The sequence below is a fragment of the Delftia sp. WSY_7 genome, assembly GCF_043104845.1.
In the GTDB taxonomy this organism is placed as follows: domain Bacteria; phylum Pseudomonadota; class Gammaproteobacteria; order Burkholderiales; family Burkholderiaceae_C; genus Comamonas; species Comamonas tsuruhatensis.
In genome coordinates this window covers 19,937-38,702 of sequence record NZ_JBICLB010000028.1, presented here as the reverse complement: position 1 = coordinate 38,702, position 18,766 = coordinate 19,937, and the positions used below count along the sequence as shown (strand labels likewise).

Sequence of the window (18,766 nt, the reverse complement as noted above, 5' to 3'; positions counted from 1 at the left end):
TCGTGATGCTCATATCGAACGCGTAACCACAGCGGTTCGAGCAACAGCAACCATCCTAAAAAGGCTCTTGGAATAGCTATCTTTTGCAGGGAAAGCGGCGGTCGCTGGTGCCAGCGGAACTCACGGTGTCTGTCGGCAGGACGTTGTTCGACCTGCGATCAGGCCTTGGCAGAACTCTCACCAGTTCCCCTTAACTGTTCAATAGAGCAGCCGGGGGGGACGTATCAGATTTGAGATCGCCCCCGACATTTCCGGCCCAGTACTAGCCGCCACGAAGCCCGGCCGAGGCTTCGCGGAGGAGACCGACTGCAGCGACAACTTCGCATAGCTGGAATATCGCGTGATCAAGCCCTGTAGCTTGGATTGAGGCTGTGAGATGCCATATTCTGTCCCCCATGCACATCGAACTGAACCGCACGTTCCGGGAGTTGCTGGCTAAGGAACCAGCCAACGACACACTGACTTTCTACCCCGGCAGCGCGACGATGTCGCTGCCAGCGCTGCTGGACGAACTCCGCGTGGTGATCCTGTCCGAAGGGGGCTCCGGCAAGACCCAAGAGATCCACGAGGCAGCTCGGCGGCTACGTGCAGAGGGCAAGGCGGCGTTTTTCATGCGCCTAGAGCACGTGTCGCACGATTTCGATTCTGCCTTCGTCGAAGGGGACCTTGCAGAATTCGAAAAGTGGCTGGCGTCGTCGGAACCTGGCTGGCTGATACTCGACTCCGTTGACGAGTCGCGGCTCCGGTCGGCACAGGACTTCGAGCGAGCCATCCGCAAAGTCGCGACGCGCCTCTCCAAGGCGAAGCAGCGTGCTCACTTGCTGGTCACGAGCCGGTCGGCGGCTTGGCGACCAAAATCCGACCTGGACCTCTGCAACAGCCTGTTCCCGGTGGCCAACGAGGTCACCGCAGGTGGGGAGAACGCCGACGGCGGCCAGACGGCCGAACGATCAAAGCCCACAACGACCCCTTTCAAGATCGTCACACTGCAAGACCTGTCGCCGGAGCAGATCAAGATATTTGCATGCGAGAAAGGCATAGGAGACACGGCGAAGTTCCTAGGGGATATTGACCGTGCCGACGCATGGTCCTTCACGGCCCGGCCTCAGGACCTGATCGAGGTGACCGAGTACTGGCTGGACAAGGGCCGAATCGGTTCGCGGCTCGAGTTAATGCAAAACAGCATCAAGCGCCGACTCCAGGAGACCAGCGAGGAACGCATCGAGGCACGATTGCTGGCGGATGACGAGGCGCTGGAAGGCGCCATGATGATCGCGGGCGCCCTGATGCTGACCCAAATGCAGAACGTCCGTGTGCCCGATGCCGGCAAGGGCATGCAGGGTCTCGACGCTCGCGAAGTGTTCAAAGGTCGGCATCCCTCCGATCTCGGCGCGCTGCTGCAACGCCCGTTGTTCGATCAAGACATCTACAGCACGGTGCGCTTCCACCATCGGTCTGTGAAGGAGTATCTGGCGGCGCAGTGGTTCCTGAAGCTGCTCCGTCAGGAAGTTTCGCGTCGCAAGGTCGAGGAGTTGTTCTTTCGGGAGCAGTACGGCTTGGAGGTTGTCGTGCCATCAATGCGGCCATTGCTGCCTTGGATGGCCATGGGTGACAGCCGTATCCTCGAGAAGGTGCGTCGCCTGGCGCCGGAGATCGTCTTCGAAGGCGGTGACCCGGTACGACTACCCGTCGACGTCCGGCGCGAGATCCTCGAGCAGGTGTGCAAGCAACTGGCTGATGGCGTATCTCGGCGCTCTATCGCGGACTTTGCAGCCATCCAGCGCTTCGCCGCGCTCGATCTGACCGACACGGTGCGCCGGCTGGCGAGGAAGCATGCAGGCAACGATGACATCGTCTCGTTCCTGATGTGCATGGTCTGGCAAGGACGTCTGGCCGAGGCGCAGCCAGAAGCGATGATCGTCGCGCGCTCGCCGACAGCCGGGCAGTACGCAAGGATTGCCGCCTTCCGGGCCGCCGCCGAGCTGGGAACGCCTGAAGACATGGCCGTGATCCGCGAGGGATTCTCGAAGGAGAGTGGCGACCTGAAACGCAGATGCATGGCCGATCTGGTCAGCCACATCGCAAAGCCCGATGCACAGAGCCTAGTGTGGATCCTGGATTGCATCCCGCGACTGGTCGAGTACAACCGGTATGAGGGCACGGGCCTGACTGAGCAGCTGGCGGAGTTCTTCGAGCGCGCCGACATCGACTTGGTTGCCGCTGCCATTCCTTCGCTGCGGGCGCTGCTGGCCATGCCGCCTGTCATCGAGCAGAGCTATTGCAATATCTCCAAACGCTACCAGTGGCTTCAGCAGTGTGTCGGCGCGGCCGTTCGCCGCCTGATCATCGCGCGTGACGCAACGGCACTGAAGCACACCTCGCTGTCAGTACTGCACATGCTGCCGATAGATAGCCACTACAACGTTCACGCCGCCGACGTCAAGAATCTAGGCCTAGCCGAGCTGGTGCGGGCGTGGCCCGAATTGAACTGGGCCCTGTTCTGGCACATCATCGAGCAAGAGCGAAAGACCAAGCAGAAGAAGGGTGAGCGCGTTACCGACGCCTGGATGGCGTTGGCGGTGCAGACCTATCTGCACTTCGAATCTCATGACTTCGATGTCGCCGTGCAGGCCATCGCCGAGCGGCCGCTGGCCGACGACAAGGAGGTCGCGCTGACGCTGGCTTACAGGATCTACGTGCATTCCGGAAACCAACCCGAGCGCCTCGCGATGTTAAAGGCCTCTGTCGCGGCCGACAAGCACCTCAAATCACGACTGGCCGGTATGCTTAAGCCGCCCAAGAAGGATGCCGTGTGGAAGCGCATGGAGCTTGAGAATAAGCGCTGGAGCCGCAAGGCAGAGGCCCACAGGGCGCGGGAGGAAAAGGCCCGCTTGGAAGCGCCGGCGAAGCTTGAGGCCCAGCTAGATACGCTGCGCGACTCGGGCTTCAAGAATCCAGCCGATGTATCCAAATCGCAGCACTACCTGTACGACCGGATGCGAGACCTGGCGAGGAATGAGAACTCGCGGTGGAGCATCGGGAACTGGCGGGACCTGGAGCCTGAGTTCGGCACCAGGACGCCTCGGGCATTCCGCGACGGCATGGTCCGCTTCTGGCGTCGGTACACGCCGAAGCTAGCGTCTGAAGGCGCAGCGCAGGGCTCCACACCGTTCGCAGATATCTTTGGCTTGGCGGGCCTGACCATCGAGGCCGCGGAAGATTCGACGTTCCCCTGGCGACTGACCCCTGCGGAGGCGGCCGTGGCCTTCCGCTACGCGATGCAGGAACTCAATGGCTTCCCGCCTTGGTTCGCGGCGCTGTCGTCCGCACACCCTGACGTTGTGAAGTCAATGGCGCTGACCGAAATCTCCTTCGAGTTGGAAAGTGACAAAGAGGGGGCGGCCAGCCAATACATCATCGGCGATCTGAGCCGATTCGGTGATTGGCTTTGGGACAGCATCGCCCCCGACATCCTCAAGCTTCTACGCACGCAGCTGCCCAAGGGTATCGAGCGACTGCAGCACCTGGTGGACATCGTCTTAGCGTCCAACCTTCCCGACGCCGCGCTCGCCGCGCTCGCTGCTGAGAAGCTGGCTGCTTGCGGTGACCCTAGGCACGTGGCGCTCTGGGCCGCTGTGTGGACGGGCGTGGACCCCGATGCAGCCATCGACGCGGTGGAGGGGCACCTGGCTGCGTTGGATGAAGCGAAAAAGTGCACCGTGTTCACGATGACCTACGTCACCTATCTGCTAGGTGGGCGGCACATGGCGGCATCGCGCGCGCGCAAGGCCTTCTGGACGCCCGCGGTGTTGAAACGGCTGTACATCCTCGTCCATGAACACGTGCGGTTCAGGGACGACGTCGAGCGTGCCAACAAGGGCGTCTACTCGCCGGGCCTGCGCGACAGCGCGCAGGACGCCCGCGAGCGGTTGGTGAACATCCTTGGCGACATCCCGGGGCGCGATGCCTACCTAGCGCTCAAAGAAATCGCCGAACACCACCCGGAAGCCGACTTGCGCCCCTGGTTCACGCTTCGTGCTCGGACCAAAGCGGAACTAGACAGTGAGCGTCCGGCATGGACTGCACTGCAGGTTAGCCAATTCGGCGCGGATTACGAGCGCACGCCGGCCAATCACCGCGAGCTCTTTGACTTGGCTGTGTTGCGACTGCTCGACTACAAACATCACCTTGAAAACGGCAACGACAGCACGGCTAGCGTAGTGATCCTCGCCGAACGGGAGACCGTCCTCAGAAACCAGATCAGCGCATGGTGCAACGACCGCTCGCTCGGTCGATACGTGATACCGCAGGAATTGGAGTTGCCCGACGCCAAGCGCCCCGACCTCTGGTGGACCACCACTGCGTTCAATGGTCCGGTACCGACCGAATTGAAAATCGCCGACAACTGGCCGGGCCCCAAGCTCTTTGAGCGACTGGAAAACCAGCTCGCGGGCGACTATCTGCGCGACGTGGCATCCGTCCGCGGCATCTACCTGCTAGTCTGGCGCGGCGTGCAGAAACGCTGGCAGCTACCCAACAAGAAGTGGGTCGACTTCGACGGGCTGGTGAATGCACTCCAAGACCATTGGGCATCGGTGACCAATGCCCACCCTCGCGTCGAAGAAATCAAGGTCATCGGCATTGACCTTACCATGCGCGCTGTCGCCCCGCTCCCTGCCAAGAAGGCGCCGGTAAAAAAGGCTGCGATGAAGAAGTCGGTTAAGAAGTAGGTTGGGAGCTGCGCCGCTTCCGTGGCGATGAGACGCGCGGTCGAAGGGCTCGCACACGACACTGTGGAGTACTTGGCGCATCAGCAAAGCCGGTTTCCCCCTTTTTGTAACGGGGCCCAGCTGTAGGCATGTTCAATTTCAGCAGCGAAGCACGCGGCCAAGCTACTCAGAGGCGAAAGCCCGCTTGCTGTCGGTACAAACATTTTTGGACCGCATTCGAACGACCGCACTCAGCCTGAAGCCGTCATCTACCTGGATGTCTGTGAGGACCGCTCCTGGCCGAATGGCGATGGCCTGCACCCGCTGAGTGCCTACCCTAAACCGGACGCTCAAGGTGCATTCCCGAAGATCTGCTTTGCAGTGCTGTACTTACCAGTAGCTAGGCCCGGCTTCGGCCAGAAGCTGCCGTTGGCAATGACTGCTTGGCTGACCGCTTTATTTGTCAACTCCGCAGCAGCCTATGAGTCGGCATCGCGGTGAAGAGTGTCAAACGTTTGCCTAGCTTCCCGAAAGTGGTCTGCATTCTCGACGATCCACGTCCACAGCGGCACCATGCGCAGGAGCAACTCCATGCCAGTTTCCGACAGCTCGTATTCCACCCTGGGCGGCACCTCTTCGAAGTCATGGCGCAGCACTAAGCCATCACGCTCCAACTGCCGCAGTGTCAGCGTCAGCATGCGCTGGGTGACTCCGTGCATGCGCCTACCAATCTCTGCATGCCGCAGCCTGCCGTACACCCCCAGGGTGTGAAGAATGCCAAGCGACCAGCGGTTTCCGGCATGCGCAAGCACCTCGCGTCGAACCCCATCATCATCGTCTCGCAGGCCATCACAAACGTTCTGCGCGTATTGAAGAATTTCGTCTCGGTTCACTGTGGTTTTGCTCCCGGTATCACGCGTGTGCCTTCTTACATCACCCGCGATGCGTGGCTAGACTGCCCGAACTCTCTCATTTTCCTGCCCACACGATGAACCAATTAGACCCTAACGCGACGTCTCAAAACATCCTCGTCCTCGGTGCCGGCGAACTCGGCCTGCCGGTGCTTCGCAACCTCGCACGTCGTGCCAAGAGCGTGGCTGGTAGCAAGATCAGCGTGCTGCTGCGCGCCAGCGCCGTGGATTCCTCCGCGTCTGCCAAGCAGCGGGATATCGCGGAGATTCGTAGCCTCGGCATCGAGATCGTCCTGGGCGACCTGGTGAAAAGCTCCATCGATGAGCTTGCCGTGGTTTTCGCACGCTATGACACGGTGATCGGGTGCGCTGGCTATGCAGCCGGCATCAACACACCGATGAAGCTGGCGCGGGCCGCGCTGCAGTCAGGCATTCCCCGGTACTTCCCCTGGCAGTTCGGGGTCGACTTCGACGTGATCGGCCGGGGCGGCCCGCAGGACATCTTCGACGCACAGCTCGACGTGCGTGAGCTGCTGCGCAGCCAGAATCAGACGGAGTGGGTCATCATCTCCACCGGCATGTTCATGAGCTACCTGTTCGAGCCCGAGTTCGGCGTCGTCGACCTGCACAACGATGCGGTCCACGCCCTGGGAAGCCTTGATACTGCAGTGACGTTGACCACTCCCGACGACATCGGCGCGCTGACGGCCGAAGTGGTGTTCGCCCAACCGCGCATCCGCAACGAGATTGTGTATCTGGCGGGCGACACCGTGACTTACGGCGAGGTGGCGGACAAGCTGGAGGCGGGCCTTGGCCGCTCTTTCACCCGGTCGGTATGGACCGAGCAGTACCTGCTGGATGAGCTGGCGCGCGACCCGCAAAACATGATGAGCAAGTACCGTGCAGCCTTTGCCCAGGGGCGCGGCATGTCGTGGGCCAAGAGCGGCACGTTCAACCAACGCCGCTCCATTCCGGTAACGGACGTGTCGTCGTGGATTCATGCCAACCTGGCATCTCGCCGCGCCGAATGATGGGGTTTAAGGCGAGCGCTTCTGGCTTCTCAGTTGGCAACGGAATCTGTCCGCAATCAGCGACGATGGCTCGAAAGCCGACTCCCGCAAACTGAAGCTGAGCGACAGCAACGGGTCGATTGCTGGCTGACGCGAACGACCACTGACGGTGAGTTCAGCGGTATACCGCTGATCCGCCGAGCCCGCCGTCAGGCGACAGACCGCTCCCGCTGCACAGCAGTCATCGACAAAGCTCCAGCGCATGTCGGCATCAGGTCATCTGCTGCCACCTCAGAGGGGCTGGTCTTGCTGCTGCACCTCGGTTCATCATTCTCATTTTTACCGGCGTGCAGTAGTAGATCGATCCATAAAAATCATAAAAGTCAAGCGTCAAACCTACGGTCCTTACCGAACGTTTTCAGGATGACTACGACCAGCATCGTCCGTATGGTGCTCGGCCATGGTAATCGACCGTCTCCGACCTTGTAGTTCCTATCCCAAGACATCTTTCAGACAGCAAGGGGCAACACCCCGAGGGCAGGGATGTCTGCCCTCGTCAATCCACAAGACCCTGCAGCCTTGCAACTGCCATCCATGTCCGAGGGCAAGATGAAGAGTCTTGCCGCACGGCTGCTGGCTATGTCGCCCTGGTCAAAGCATCGCAGGCAGCGACAGCCTGCAGAAGACAAGCTGGGGCCTGGCGCAGCGGCCGAATCAGCGGCGACTCAGATGCCCGCCGTAGCCGGTACGGAACCAGGCTGGCTTCGGGTACTGAGCTCTGATCAACTGCTCGCAGTCGTGCGCGCAGAAAAGGCAGTAGATGCCATGTGGCGCCAGTCGCACCAGAGCCGTGAAGTCTGGGAGCGAGATCTTTTGCCGGCCATCCATCGGTATGCAGCGTTCGTGCAATTGATGCCTGCGTCAGAGGCGCACCACCATGCCCATGCCGGCGGGCTGCTCTCACACACCATCGAGATGGTCCTGGCAGCCCTGACCTGGCGCAACGCCATGCTGTTGCCTGGCGGCTCCCAGATCGAGGAGATCGATGCGCAACGTGACCAGTGGAGCTACGTGGTGTTCTTCGCCGCGCTGCTGCACGACATCGCCAAGCCCATGACCGATCTGCGGATCCAGTGGCGTTGTGATGGCATGGCCGATTCGATTCGCTGGACACCTGCAGGCGGCAGCCTGGTCCAGATCACGGCCCGGCGTGCTGCCGCCGAGTACCTGGTCGATTTCACGCCCAAGAGCCAGCGCGACTACAGCGCCCACGGCAAACTGGCGCAGCTGCTGCTGTCTCGCATTGCGCCAGAGTCGGCGCTCGTGTTCCTGGCCCAGACGCCTGCAGCCATGGACGCCCTGGAGAAGTATCTCTGCGGCCAGGACCGCGACAGCTTGGTGGCCCAGCTGGTGCGCCGAGCCGACCAGGCCTCCACGCAGCGCGCTCTGCTTTCGGGTCACAAGGGCCGCTTCCCGACCTCGAAGTCCAAGCCGTTGATCGACTTGCTGATGCAGGCCATCACCAGCATGCTGCAGGCCGGCACCGATCTGCCGCTGAACCGCTCAGGTGGCGCGGCCTGGGTGTTTGAGGGAGCCATCTGGTTCGTGGCCAAGCGGTTGGCGGATTCGGTGCGCGAATGGATCAAGCGCAATGAGCCCGACGAGGCTGTACCAGGGGACTCGAAGAACGATCGGCTATTCGACACCTGGCAGGACTATGGCGTCATCGACCTGAACCCGGCTACCGGGCAGGCTATCTGGCATGTGACAGTGCAAGGAGAGGCATCCGAAGCTGCGGCAGATCGAGGAGGTTATGAGCACGACCTGGCCATGCTGCGATTTCCCTTGGCCAAGGTCTTTTCGCACGAGAGCAAGTATCCGGCGCCCATGCAAGGCAGATTGGTCCTGCGGCAAAAACGCAAGGATGAGGCCGGGGAGGGCGGGGCCTCAACGCAGGCCGTGCAGCTGCAGATTCCTGCGGCAGGTTCTGGTGGTAAGGAGGATGCGGCAGCCCATGCACCCGAAGCTGCAGCACTACCAACCAGTCCACGCGCGCCTGCAGCTGCAGCTGCGCCCAATGCGCCCAGCAAGCAGAAATTGAAGCTTGCGGCAGTCATGCGTGAACCGGCGTTTAGGGCACCATCTGCTGCGGCAAAGTCGCCTGCAATGAAATGCGAAACTGGCACAGCACCTCAGTCACGAAAGATAGATGCAACGCCAGTGAGGCCCCGGGAAACGCCTGCACCCGGACGTGCCCCTGCAACGGCTCCAGCAGAAGCTGGCCCAGCAATCAAGGCAGAACCAGTGCCTGGACCAGTTCGGCAACCTGACAATGCTGCACTGGCAGCGCCTCCGCCGGCGGCGGGATCTTCAATCGATTTTGACCCAGGCGATGCAGCCTACCTGCTCGACCAGAGTGACTTCCTCGATGAGGCCGAAACTGCAGCAGCGATGCGACCGAAGAAAGGCCCACGGCCGCCGAAGCCGGCGCGGGCCAGGGAGGAGGGCGGGGCGGTGCGCGAGCAATCATCAGAAGCTGCCGCAGGCCTGGACGAGGCCCGGGCTACGCCAGAGCCTCCCGCACAGCCTACCGCCCATATCCTTTCATCAGAACCTGCAGCAGTGCCTGCGCCCGAGGCGACGCCACCAATGCCTGTCCTTCCTACTCGGCGCGCCGCGAGCGTCGCTTCGGAGTTCCGGAGCCTGAGCGACGAGCTCGATGACTTGCCCACGGTCGTGGTGCGGGCCAGGAGCGAGCCCCAGGCCCACCGTGCAGACGAGCCCCAGCCGGTACTGCTCTTGCAGCAGCTACCCAAGATCGATGGCCAGGAAAGGCCTGCGCACGAGCCCAGCGAGTTGGCGTTGGACTTCATACGGTGGGTTCAGCAGGGCTTAGTTGATCGTGAGATCAAGTTCAACGAGACGGGGGCAGCCGTGCATTTTGTCGAGCAAGGCATGGCGTTGGTCTCTCCGCTGATCTTCAAGAAATTTGCTCAGGAACATGCCGACCTGGCAGAAAGCCCAACTGAGCTGGCCACGAAGGTACAGCGGGAGGTCATCAAGTGCGGCTGGCACCTGCCGGCAGCCAATCGGACCAACATCGTCGCGTTCGAGATTTACTCGCGCGGCGATGTCAAAGGCCGGCTGTCATGTGTGGTGCTGGTCGAGCCTGGGCGATGGGTTCAGCCCGTTCCGCCGAGCAATCCAGCGCTCAAGATGGTTTAGGGAATTTTCGAAAAGACAATATCAATCAATAGCTTATGAGATTCAACGCACTTTCCAGAAACCAAGAACCGAAGGTGGATCTGGATGCTGTCCAGCGCCTTGGGCTGTGGAGATCGAGGCCATGGCAGCACCGGGCGCTGTATAGCTGGAATGTCGTCTCGGCCTATGCTCAAGGGCAGGTCTCAGTCAGACATCTCTGGGATGCCTTGCGCAATCCTCACCAGGTGATCATGTTGCCGTTGCGGACGCCGAAGCACGGGATGATTTTTGTCTGTCCTGCGGCTGTACGCGAGTACACGGAGATGTGTGAGGCGAACAGCTCAGCCGCAACCGCTAAAAGCGTAGCGCTGGAGTCGCCTGAGCAGCGGTCAGGCGGAGGGGTAAAAGTTCAAACGGTTGACAGTTCGGAGCGCAGCCCATAGAGTCCAACGCGTGCGTCAACGAGGAAGCCTCTAAACATAAATGTCCGCTTAGTTAGTGACTGCTACGACTGTGAGCCTCATCAAAGCTCACTTTTTTTAGCGATCGTTTACTAGATACGATGTATATACTCTAGCAAGCTAAACGCCATTTTCATGGTGTTTTAGATGCAGTTAGAGTATTTTGAGCACTGATTAGTCCCCTGGCCCTTGTTGTTTGGTTCAACCATTCAACGAGGTATCTATGCTCACAATCACCGTGGTCTCCACCAAAGGCGGAGTCGGTAAAACCACACTTGCTGCCAATCTTGGCGGCCTCCTTCACGACCTGGGCCTCAGTGTCTTGCTCATCGACGCGGACATCCAGCCGTCGCTTTCCCGCTACTACGAGCTCAGCCACCAGGCGGAAAAAGGCCTCACCGAATTCGTGAGGTCGGGCGTGCTCACGTCCGACTGCATCTCGCACTGCAAGCTGAGCCCGGCTGGCTACCTCGGCAAGCCGGTCATCAGCCCCGCCCCCAACGCCAAGTTGCACCTTGTCCAGTCGGACACCCGGGATGGTGTACTCCAGGACTGGATGGCCACGCGCAACCCCATGGACATGCTTTTGAGGCTCAACAGGCCTTTGCAGCATGCCGATGTCACCCACACCTACGACGTGGTGATCATCGACACACAGGGCGCTGTGGGACATCTGCAAGACGCTGCAGTGATGGCTGCGGACCTGTTGCTCGTTCCTGTGTCGCCAGATGTGGTGTCCGCACGGGAATTTCTCCACGGAACAGCTGCGCTGATCGAGCGCCACGAATGCGTTGCCAACTTCGGCATGAAGATGCCGCCCATGAAAGCTGTGCTTAGTCGTTCGGAGAAGACGAACGATTGCCGCGTGATGACGGACATCATTCGCGAGAACTTCATCACCATGCGTGGCCGCGTCAATATGCTCAACACGGCTGTGCCATCAACTGTGGCATATAGAAAAGCTGCAACCGCTCAAGTTCCTGTGCACTGGATCGACAGTATCAAAGCAGCTGAAACGATGCACGAACTGCTTTGGGAACTCATCCCGAGCGTCACGGAAATGTACGCGCCTAATCACAAGCGCTTCGTAAATTACGCTGCTTAATCCTCCTTATTAACCAGGAGGTTATATGCGTACACCCGTAACGCTGAATGCAGCGCAGCGCGCTGCCGATTTGCAGCGCAACAATCCATCAGAAACAGGCGTCAGCGAAAAAGCTGATTTGCCGACCGCCAAGCCAGAAGAAGAGTCCAAGAGCATGAACGATTCCGCCACAAAACCGAATAAGCAAGCGCAGCAACTGGAAGCGGCACGTAGGGCGCTTGCTGCCCCCACCGCAACCCCTCGCAACGCGACGGCTGGAGTTGATCCACTTGCGGAAGTGGACGGTGCAGTATCTACCCTTGATCCCGAGGATATTGAGATCTACAAACACAACCCGCGAACTCGCCCTAATCCGAAAAGAGAAGAAATCAAGGCGAGCATGATAGCCGAAGGTCGTATCACGAATACGATCATGGTTACGCGCCGTTCGCCAGCTGAAAAGTATTTTCCCTATGGCGGCGGCAATACACGGGTCTCCATCGCACAAGAACTCAAGCGTGAAGGGGATACACGCTTTAACAAGCTTACTGTCATCACTCGTAAATGGCCTGGTGAAGCCGCTGTCATTTCCGCGCATCTCAGCGAGAACGACAATCGTGGCGATATTTCATTCTGGGAGCGCGCCAAAGGTGTGGCTTCGTATAAATCGAAGTTTGAGGAAGAGAATGGTTGCGCTCTTTCCTCGACGGAGCTCAATAAAGCACTTAAAAAACAAGGACTCAATTACGGAGTTCGCATGATCCAAAATTTTGCATTTGCAGTTGAGCACATGCAATTCATTGGAAACTGGCTACGCACCGACGAAGTTAGCAACGTTTTGAAGCCGCTACTTAGCGGAATATATGAGATTGCAGAAAAATTTGACAGGTCAAAGGAAGTTAGGTCCGCGCTGGAGGAGATTTTCCTCATGCACGGTCAAGACCTTGAAAGCCTGGAGGCCTCAAATGTGGCCAAGGACCCGGCCGAACGCAAGGACGTGGTTGTCGATTTGCAAAGTCTAGTCCTTGACCTGCAAACTGTCGGAGCGAAAGCCATTGGCATAGAGATTGAAAATCTCCCAGCTGCTCTTTCCGCAGTGGTGGCCAATCCCAAAATCACAGCGGAGGAGCTCGCCAGCGTGAAGGCTGCTGCCCCCGACGCGAAACTTAGTGGGCAACAAGCACCGTTGGGGGGAATGTTGGGCGCTGTGGGGGGCGGGGCCACAAATCAACAGCCCGCGGCTTCACGCAAGTCCAGCCAGGTCAAGCCTGCTAATTCCGATGCCGATGCATTGGCTAATTTCGCCAAGCGACTCTCTGACGATATTCTCGCACTGAACGCCGTTGTACCTATTTCTGATTTCATCGTCGTAGAGAGCCAGATGCCTTTGGGATTCATTGTTGAAATTCCCAGTGATGTTCAGATGGTTGACGGCCAAGCACTTGATGAGGAAAAGCAAGACCTGCGCACCGCTCTTTGGTCAGTCCTTGCGGTGTTCACGGGTCAATTCAATCAAGAGCTTGCTAGCCTGTGCTCCAAAGATACCCGCTGGAGCCAAGCATTGAAAACTAGCGAAGCCGAAATGCGAGATGTATGCGCTGCTGCTGGTCTTGCATTCAAATCAGGCGTTTTATATACACACTCTCTTCATTTTGCTCGGCTGATGGGTTCTCCCGTTGCCGGGACTCCGTTTGTGAAATTTCTCGGCACTGTTTCTGAATATTTTGCTGCCTATCCTGCAAAAACACAGATTCCGTACAAACCTTTGTTTTCCTAATTTTTGGTGTGTGCAATGACAAGTCGCAGTGTTCCTCTTGATATCCGCGGTAACGAGCAGTTCAATTTTATTGTTCTGACCGAAGTTATTCGCGTTATTGAAACGGAGGCTGGACTCGATCAGTTGTTGCTGCTAGGACTGACTCCGGAGCTAATTGATACGCTCCGGACTCGCCAAACACGCGATTTGATTGATCTTGCCTCGCGTATGCGAAGTATTCGTATAAATCTCTCGGTGAGTGAGATCTCCGGTCACCTGGACGGAATTGATCGTCAGCGTCGTGATGATGAAATGTGCGAGTATTTTGTCCGCAACGGCGCGACCAGATCGCTGGTCACAAGATTATTTAAGCGCTCCTCCGACGAAGTTCGGAGATTGCGTGATTTGCTGGGTGGTGCCAGTGTTGGGAGAACAAAGCTCCCAAAAGAACACGATGTTGTTGACCATATTCACATCGTTTGGCATGAAATAAGACGTAAAGCTGGTCCCACTGAGAATTTGAGGGACTGGCTTTACGCGCTTCATCAAAAATTTCCAGACTACTCTATAGATTCACTTCATACGTGCGTGAAGGAATATGAAAGCTTCTATGGAAGTGACGATTCCAATTCAAGCACTAAAGCACTAGGTAATCACTGATTCGGTATGACGGACGAAAACTATCTCCAATCTGCAATGCTTCTTGACCTGGTCGGTCAGGCGCCTATAACTATTAATCGGGCATTTGTTGATCTGACCGGTAATGTTCTCGCTGCTCTCTGGCTGTCCTATGCAGTTGAGAAGGGGTTGGATAGAGATAATGGGCACTCCTTTGTCCTGGAGTTATCCGCCAGTGATGTGGAAAAAGATACGGGCATAACACGTCCTCAGCAGCAGACATGCCGCCGCACACTGGCCGCAATGGGTCTGCTGACCGAAGAGGGCGGCAAGGGCCGGACGCTGAAGTATCGCGTGCATCTCGACCGGCTCATGGAGCAGCTGCAGAAGCAGGCACAGCCCCTTGCTGCCGCCATGGCCAAAGGTGATTTGGGGATTGAGCTTGCGGCGGCCGACAGGCCTGCAAGTCCGGACTGAGCAGGAGTCACTCAGTGCGTCTTCAACCACTGCTTGCTGAGCATGCACCCATGTCGGGTGGCGATGACTCCGGTGCAGTCGAAAGCTCCGGGCCTGTTGCCCAACAGATCATCCTTCATCTCGAAGATCGCGGCTTCGTGCCATTTCACCCCGCTCTTTCCGAAAGGTTTGGGCACAAGGCAGCCATCTTTGTTGGCATGGCTTTGTACTGGACACGCCATAGCCTGCGCAATCATCCACAGCGCGGCGGATGGTTCCACATGTCCATCGCCCAGTGGCAAACCTCAATCGGTCTGACCAGGACTGAGCAAGCCACCGTGAGAACAGAGTTGATGGAGGCCGGGGTTCTCGAAGAACTGCTGATCGGTCGCCCCAGCGTACTGAATTACCGCATCAACGTTAAAGCTCTCACCGCAGCGCTGGGAGGCACAAAGCACGGGCCTTCAAAGCCCAACCTGGAGGCGGTCGCATCGTGGATGCGAAGCTGCCGTGTCTACTACAAGCCCCTGGCCGACATCGCTAGCAACATCGCAGCAGGTCTGTACCTCTCATATCTTCTGCAGTGCCATCGGGATCAGTTGAGGGCCGGCCAGCTGGACAACGGCTGTGTCTCTGCATCTCAACTCGACATCAGCGAATCCCTGGCACTTGGAACGAAGGTGCAGCGAAACGCCCGAGACCGCTTGAAAAAAGCCGGTCTCATCCAGGAGTGCGGGTCAGGTGGTGCACTTGTCCGGCTCAACTTTGAAGCGCTGCTCCTGTGCTTGCGTGGCCAGGCCATCAAGCCTCTGAAGAAATCGGCGCGTAGTGCAGACCTGGCTGTTGGTGCAGCTCCTGCCACGACCGGCGAGCCCCAAGTTGCCTCTACCGCGTTGCCTGAGCGTGCCGCTGCGTCTGGGCCTGGTCTGGACTTGTCTGGTCTGGGAATTGGGCTGCAGCAACTCACCCTGACTCTGGAAGGAGTCACAGCGGCTCGCCCGCCAGCGCCGAAGCGTTCTCGTGATTTGCTCCTCCACTTCCTGGAGGACAGCTTTCCTGCACCTGTCGGAAATCGACAGGTTGGCAAGGAGAATGATGCCTCCCAAAAGTCACTGGTATCAGCCATAAAACGGAGTAGCGACAACGACTTAGGCGATCTTCCGAGCCCTCTTCAACGGGCGCAGGCATCAGGTCTGAAAAATGCCGTTTCCTGCATCCTTGGGTCTTCCGAATCTGCCGTTTCCTGCAACGGACACCCTGGAAATCTTGCCGAAACCTGCAAGCTAGATTTGCCCTTTCCTGCAACCTATATACAAGACGTTATTTCAATAACTACTACTACATCAGAGGTTGCTCAAGAACTTGAAGGTAGTAGTAGTGGTCTTGAGTTTGCTCCGGAAGAAGGAGAAGTCGGTCTGCAGGAGGAAAAAGCCCAGCTTGTTTTCCCTATCGCTCTGTCAGCATCTCACCGCGAAGCTGTTGAGCGCGTCCTTCACGGACTGGCTTTTCCTGACCAGCAAGAACTGCTGGATGAATTGCAAGGGCAAATGGCTCGCGGCAAAGAGATTCGCAGTCCAGCCGGATGGCTGCATGGAATCGTCACGAAGAAGGCTCAGGGGCAACCCGTGGCGTTGGTCTATGCAGCCGAAGTTGCGCAAGCTCGCATGGAGACCATGACACGCGAGAAATTTGATGAACTTGGGGAACGGCTTGGACTGCCAGCAGAGCCAAATCAGCGGTTTATGCAGAACATCGAGATGAACGAGGTGTTATCAAAACTGACGCCGGGTGTGGTTTACATCATTCGCTCTACGGGTTCGCTCGTTCAGATTGACGGCTCTACAAATGTTTTGCGTGTGAAAAGGGCTGATCAGCAGGCCTGGTTTGTGATGCTGAACGCTGGCCCTCTGGTTCGGGCTTTGCGGACGAACGATCTTTTTCCAGCCGAGGAATGATTTGATGAACTCGATTTCAATTCAAGTCAACGATCTGAAGGCTGACTCGGCATCTCCTCAGTTTGTCCGCGTAACGCGACTCGGGTCACCGCGCAAGGCTTGCCGAGTAGTCCGAAACGGCCCACTGCGCAAGGCTTGCCGAGTAGTCCGAAACGGCCCACTGCGCAAGGCTTGCCGAGTAGTCCGAAACGGCCCACCGCGTAAAGCGAGTAGCTCTCTGTGGTGATGGCCAACTCTAATAAGTGCATTTTTTTGGACTCCAAATATTCGACTCTAAGAAATGAGATGAACATGAAAGCTAATTCACTATTCCTCCATTTGGTTCAACGGCTGCACAACTATGTTGACGCAGCAGTCCTGTGGGTACTTCTGAAAGAGGAGGCGGATGTTAAAGAGTTCGCCATGACTGCCGGCAAGATGGCGGATCAGCAACTGTGCGGGACGGTGTCAGTCACGACAGTAAAACGCGCAATTGATCGACTCGCGGGAGCAGGCTACATCAATGTGCGTGTTCATAAAAATACCAAAACGCTTGTAACCGTCCATCGCGAAGCGGTCATGGATCTTCTTCGGCAGAGCCTGCCTGAAAGGCTGCCCGCCGTTAGCAAGAAGGAGTTCGCATTTTTGGAAGCTTGGAAAGCAGACTGCACGAACTGAGCTTAGAAGGACGAATGTGCATTTGCTCAAGAAGCAGTTGAATCTAGCGGGCCTACTATTCTTTAGATGCGGTTGCCTGGCTTTGCTTCTGCTTCTGCAGATGCTGGTCGTCAAGGGATTTATGGCTTATGTGGAATTACTGCCCTGACTGATGGGTAAATTGTTTATTAACACTGACTGGGAGAAGAAGATGGCGACAAACCAAGGCAAACAACAAACCAAGCGCAGCAGCGGCATTGATGCCATAGACCTACAGAACATCTTGGGCACACGAATCGTGTTCGAGAAAGAGGACGGATCGCCTTTCGCTGATGGCTACTCCATTCGTGGCGAAGAAAACGTCCTCGCCGAATACATCCAAGCTGGTGCGTCTGAAAGCGATCCTCGCTTCGATCGCTATGTCGAACTGCTTGATCGTCGGGAGCGTTTGGCGCAAATGCAATCCGAGCATCAGGAGCGCAGAGGTGCTGATCCTTTGGTGCCTATCTCCGATGCCCAAGCCATTGATGATCTGGGAATGCTGATCGATGACGGTGTGGACCAGATGACCATCCACACGATCGAAGCGCTGCGCATGTTCTACGGCCGCGCCCGTGAGCCTGGCTCGAAGGTGAACCCCATCATTGGTGGCCGGCGAATAGCCGCATCTCTTCGCAATTTGTGGCTGCTGACGGCCAACAACAATCCCTATGCCGACTGGGCGCTTGTTCGCTACGAACGCGGCCTGCAGGAGGTTCAAGAGCACCTTCGCGGGGCAATTCAGCAGTGCGAGGAGCGCATGCAGCAGCAGCGCAAGCTGGGGCTCAACTACACGGTTGCTGCGTCATCGAATCCCGTCGCCGTGAATCTCGGCTTCAAAAGCCCATATGGCTATGACATCTCGACGCTCATCGTGCAATACGACTATTTCGTTCGTTTGCAGAAAACGCTGAATCGCAAGAGCCTGCAAAGCGATTCGCAAATGCGGGAGTCCCTGAGCATTGCATCCCGGGCAATCCTAAAAGTGTTCTACGACACCGCTCGTTTCTCAAGGTGGTTGTCGCGTAGTGAGATGGCAGATCTCAACCGAGCAGACTGGGTCGGTGCTGACGAGCAAGCACGTAAGCGCATTGAGTTTGCCATGCAAGTCTTCGGGCCTGTACCGGCAGTGATTTACAAGGTCGAAGTTGCACCTTCGCATTCGCGTCGTCGCTATTCGCTCTCGGAGGCTGAGCGTGCAGTCTTGCACCAGGTCGGCGCGCAGCTGGAGGCCGATGAGCAGGCTCAGCGTCATGACGAGGCCGATGCGTCTACTGATGCTCCGGCTGAACCGACGAGTAGCACAGAATCTGCGTGATTTAAATATCGGGGGTATTGGTATGAAAGGGGATGGTGTGAAAGGGCAGGTGTTGAAAGGGCAATCACAGCATGCCGGCGATGAACGCATCGTCAATCATGTGGTTTGGGCAAGGCATACCGCAGTGAATCAGGACTGTCAAAATCAGGTTGACGTAAAGGCCCTTACGGGTAGGGGCGGGCTCGCCGCCCTGCGCCAAGGTGTTGCCAGTCTTGATGCGGTGGCTGACAAGATGCGCCACCTTTCGGAGCAGTCCAAAACGGTCAAGGGCGTGGGCGCATATCTGGTGGTGCACCAGCGCAGTTCGCGCGGCTCCGTGTTTTTGCGCTGGCGTCAGCGGCTTGGCGCAAACCGGCATCTAAGCTGGGATGAGCTCGAAGAGATTGCCTCAATGCTGCCTGGTGATCTTCGCGCCTGGTGTCTGCGCGCATCCCGGGAGGCCCAACGACTCAACGAAGAGCACCTTCAACTGCGCTCAAAAATCAAGATAGCGCGCAGGTCTTTGGAGCTCTCGGAGCCCCACCTTTACCCTCGTTCCAGCTTTTCTCCTTAATCGATTTGCCCGGCAGTGGTGCAGCTGGGCAACTCTTCATCTCGCACTATTGGAGC

The 18,766-nt window shown here is 57.8% G+C and carries 12 protein-coding genes; 11 read left to right on the top strand and 1 reads right to left on the bottom strand.

The features are described 5' to 3' along the window. The first annotated feature begins 395 nt into the window (after nucleotides 1-395). Nucleotides 396-4,730 (top strand): hypothetical protein, encoded by a 4,335-nt coding sequence (locus ACF8ME_RS11600; RefSeq protein ID WP_392416510.1) that lies wholly within the window; start codon nucleotides 396-398, stop codon nucleotides 4,728-4,730. A gap of 458 nt (nucleotides 4,731-5,188) precedes the next feature. On the opposite strand, the gene ACF8ME_RS11595 is transcribed toward ACF8ME_RS11600, so the two are convergent. Then, nucleotides 5,189-5,602: a helix-turn-helix domain-containing protein gene (locus ACF8ME_RS11595; RefSeq protein WP_034347780.1), complete on the bottom strand. Its 414-nt coding sequence runs from the start codon at nucleotides 5,600-5,602 to the stop codon at nucleotides 5,189-5,191. 95 nt (nucleotides 5,603-5,697) lie between these two features. Between ACF8ME_RS11595 and ACF8ME_RS11590 the strand changes: the two genes are divergently transcribed. The 10 genes from ACF8ME_RS11590 to ACF8ME_RS11545 all read left to right on the top strand — a co-directional run bounded on the left by ACF8ME_RS11590 (nucleotide 5,698) and on the right by ACF8ME_RS11545 (nucleotide 18,710). Then, a complete protein-coding gene (locus ACF8ME_RS11590) occupies nucleotides 5,698-6,651 on the top strand; it encodes an aromatic alcohol reductase (RefSeq protein WP_392416508.1) in 954 nt (317 codons plus the stop codon). 522 nt (nucleotides 6,652-7,173) lie between these two features. Then, nucleotides 7,174-9,855, top strand: a complete 2,682-nt coding sequence (gene mobH, locus ACF8ME_RS11585; RefSeq protein WP_392416507.1) for a MobH family relaxase — start codon at nucleotides 7,174-7,176, stop codon at nucleotides 9,853-9,855. A gap of 663 nt (nucleotides 9,856-10,518) precedes the next feature. Beyond that, on the top strand, nucleotides 10,519-11,400 hold the full coding sequence (locus ACF8ME_RS11580) for a ParA family protein (RefSeq protein ID WP_160853060.1): 882 nt from the start codon (nucleotides 10,519-10,521) through the stop codon (nucleotides 11,398-11,400). 25 nt (nucleotides 11,401-11,425) lie between these two features. Next, entirely contained in the window at nucleotides 11,426-13,156 is a 1,731-nt protein-coding gene (locus ACF8ME_RS11575) for a hypothetical protein (RefSeq protein WP_392416505.1), read from the top strand. A 15-nt stretch (nucleotides 13,157-13,171) separates the two neighbouring features. After that, nucleotides 13,172-13,795, top strand: a complete 624-nt coding sequence (locus ACF8ME_RS11570; RefSeq protein ID WP_160853056.1) for an STY4526/YPO1902 family pathogenicity island replication protein — start codon at nucleotides 13,172-13,174, stop codon at nucleotides 13,793-13,795. Nucleotides 13,796-13,801: 6 nt separating this feature from the next. Further along, complete coding sequence (locus ACF8ME_RS11565) at nucleotides 13,802-14,230, top strand: hypothetical protein (protein WP_160853054.1); 429 nt, start codon at nucleotides 13,802-13,804, stop codon at nucleotides 14,228-14,230. A gap of 14 nt (nucleotides 14,231-14,244) precedes the next feature. Next, nucleotides 14,245-16,164 carry a hypothetical protein gene (locus ACF8ME_RS11560; RefSeq protein WP_392416503.1) on the top strand — a complete coding sequence of 640 codons (1,920 nt, stop codon included), beginning with the start codon at nucleotides 14,245-14,247 and terminating at the stop codon, nucleotides 16,162-16,164. Nucleotides 16,165-16,455: 291 nt separating this feature from the next. Then, nucleotides 16,456-16,821 (top strand): hypothetical protein, encoded by a 366-nt coding sequence (locus ACF8ME_RS11555; RefSeq protein ID WP_392416501.1) that lies wholly within the window; start codon nucleotides 16,456-16,458, stop codon nucleotides 16,819-16,821. Nucleotides 16,822-16,972: 151 nt separating this feature from the next. Then, nucleotides 16,973-18,157 (top strand): PFL_4669 family integrating conjugative element protein, encoded by a 1,185-nt coding sequence (locus ACF8ME_RS11550; RefSeq protein WP_392416499.1) that lies wholly within the window; start codon nucleotides 16,973-16,975, stop codon nucleotides 18,155-18,157. Further along, nucleotides 18,117-18,710 (top strand): hypothetical protein, encoded by a 594-nt coding sequence (locus tag ACF8ME_RS11545; RefSeq protein ID WP_392416497.1) that lies wholly within the window; start codon nucleotides 18,117-18,119, stop codon nucleotides 18,708-18,710. Before ACF8ME_RS11550 ends, ACF8ME_RS11545 begins: the two co-directional genes overlap by 41 nt. Nucleotides 18,711-18,766: the final 56 nt, after the last annotated feature.

Excerpts from the sequence above, each read along its gene's own strand:
- ACF8ME_RS11550 (WP_392416499.1), top strand. The coding sequence starts at position 16,973 with ATGGGTAAATTGTTTATTAACACTGACTGGGAGAAGAAGATGGCGACA.
- ACF8ME_RS11590 (WP_392416508.1), top strand. The coding sequence starts at position 5,698 with ATGAACCAATTAGACCCTAACGCGACGTCTCAAAACATCCTCGTCCTC.
- ACF8ME_RS11545 (WP_392416497.1), top strand. The coding sequence starts at position 18,117 with ATGCTCCGGCTGAACCGACGAGTAGCACAGAATCTGCGTGATTTAAAT.
- mobH (WP_392416507.1), top strand. The coding sequence starts at position 7,174 with ATGTCTGCCCTCGTCAATCCACAAGACCCTGCAGCCTTGCAACTGCCA.
- ACF8ME_RS11565 (WP_160853054.1), top strand. The coding sequence starts at position 13,802 with ATGACGGACGAAAACTATCTCCAATCTGCAATGCTTCTTGACCTGGTC.
- ACF8ME_RS11600 (WP_392416510.1), top strand. The coding sequence starts at position 396 with ATGCACATCGAACTGAACCGCACGTTCCGGGAGTTGCTGGCTAAGGAA.
- ACF8ME_RS11575 (WP_392416505.1), top strand. The coding sequence starts at position 11,426 with ATGCGTACACCCGTAACGCTGAATGCAGCGCAGCGCGCTGCCGATTTG.
- ACF8ME_RS11555 (WP_392416501.1), top strand. The coding sequence starts at position 16,456 with ATGAAAGCTAATTCACTATTCCTCCATTTGGTTCAACGGCTGCACAAC.
- ACF8ME_RS11570 (WP_160853056.1), top strand. The coding sequence starts at position 13,172 with ATGACAAGTCGCAGTGTTCCTCTTGATATCCGCGGTAACGAGCAGTTC.
- ACF8ME_RS11580 (WP_160853060.1), top strand. The coding sequence starts at position 10,519 with ATGCTCACAATCACCGTGGTCTCCACCAAAGGCGGAGTCGGTAAAACC.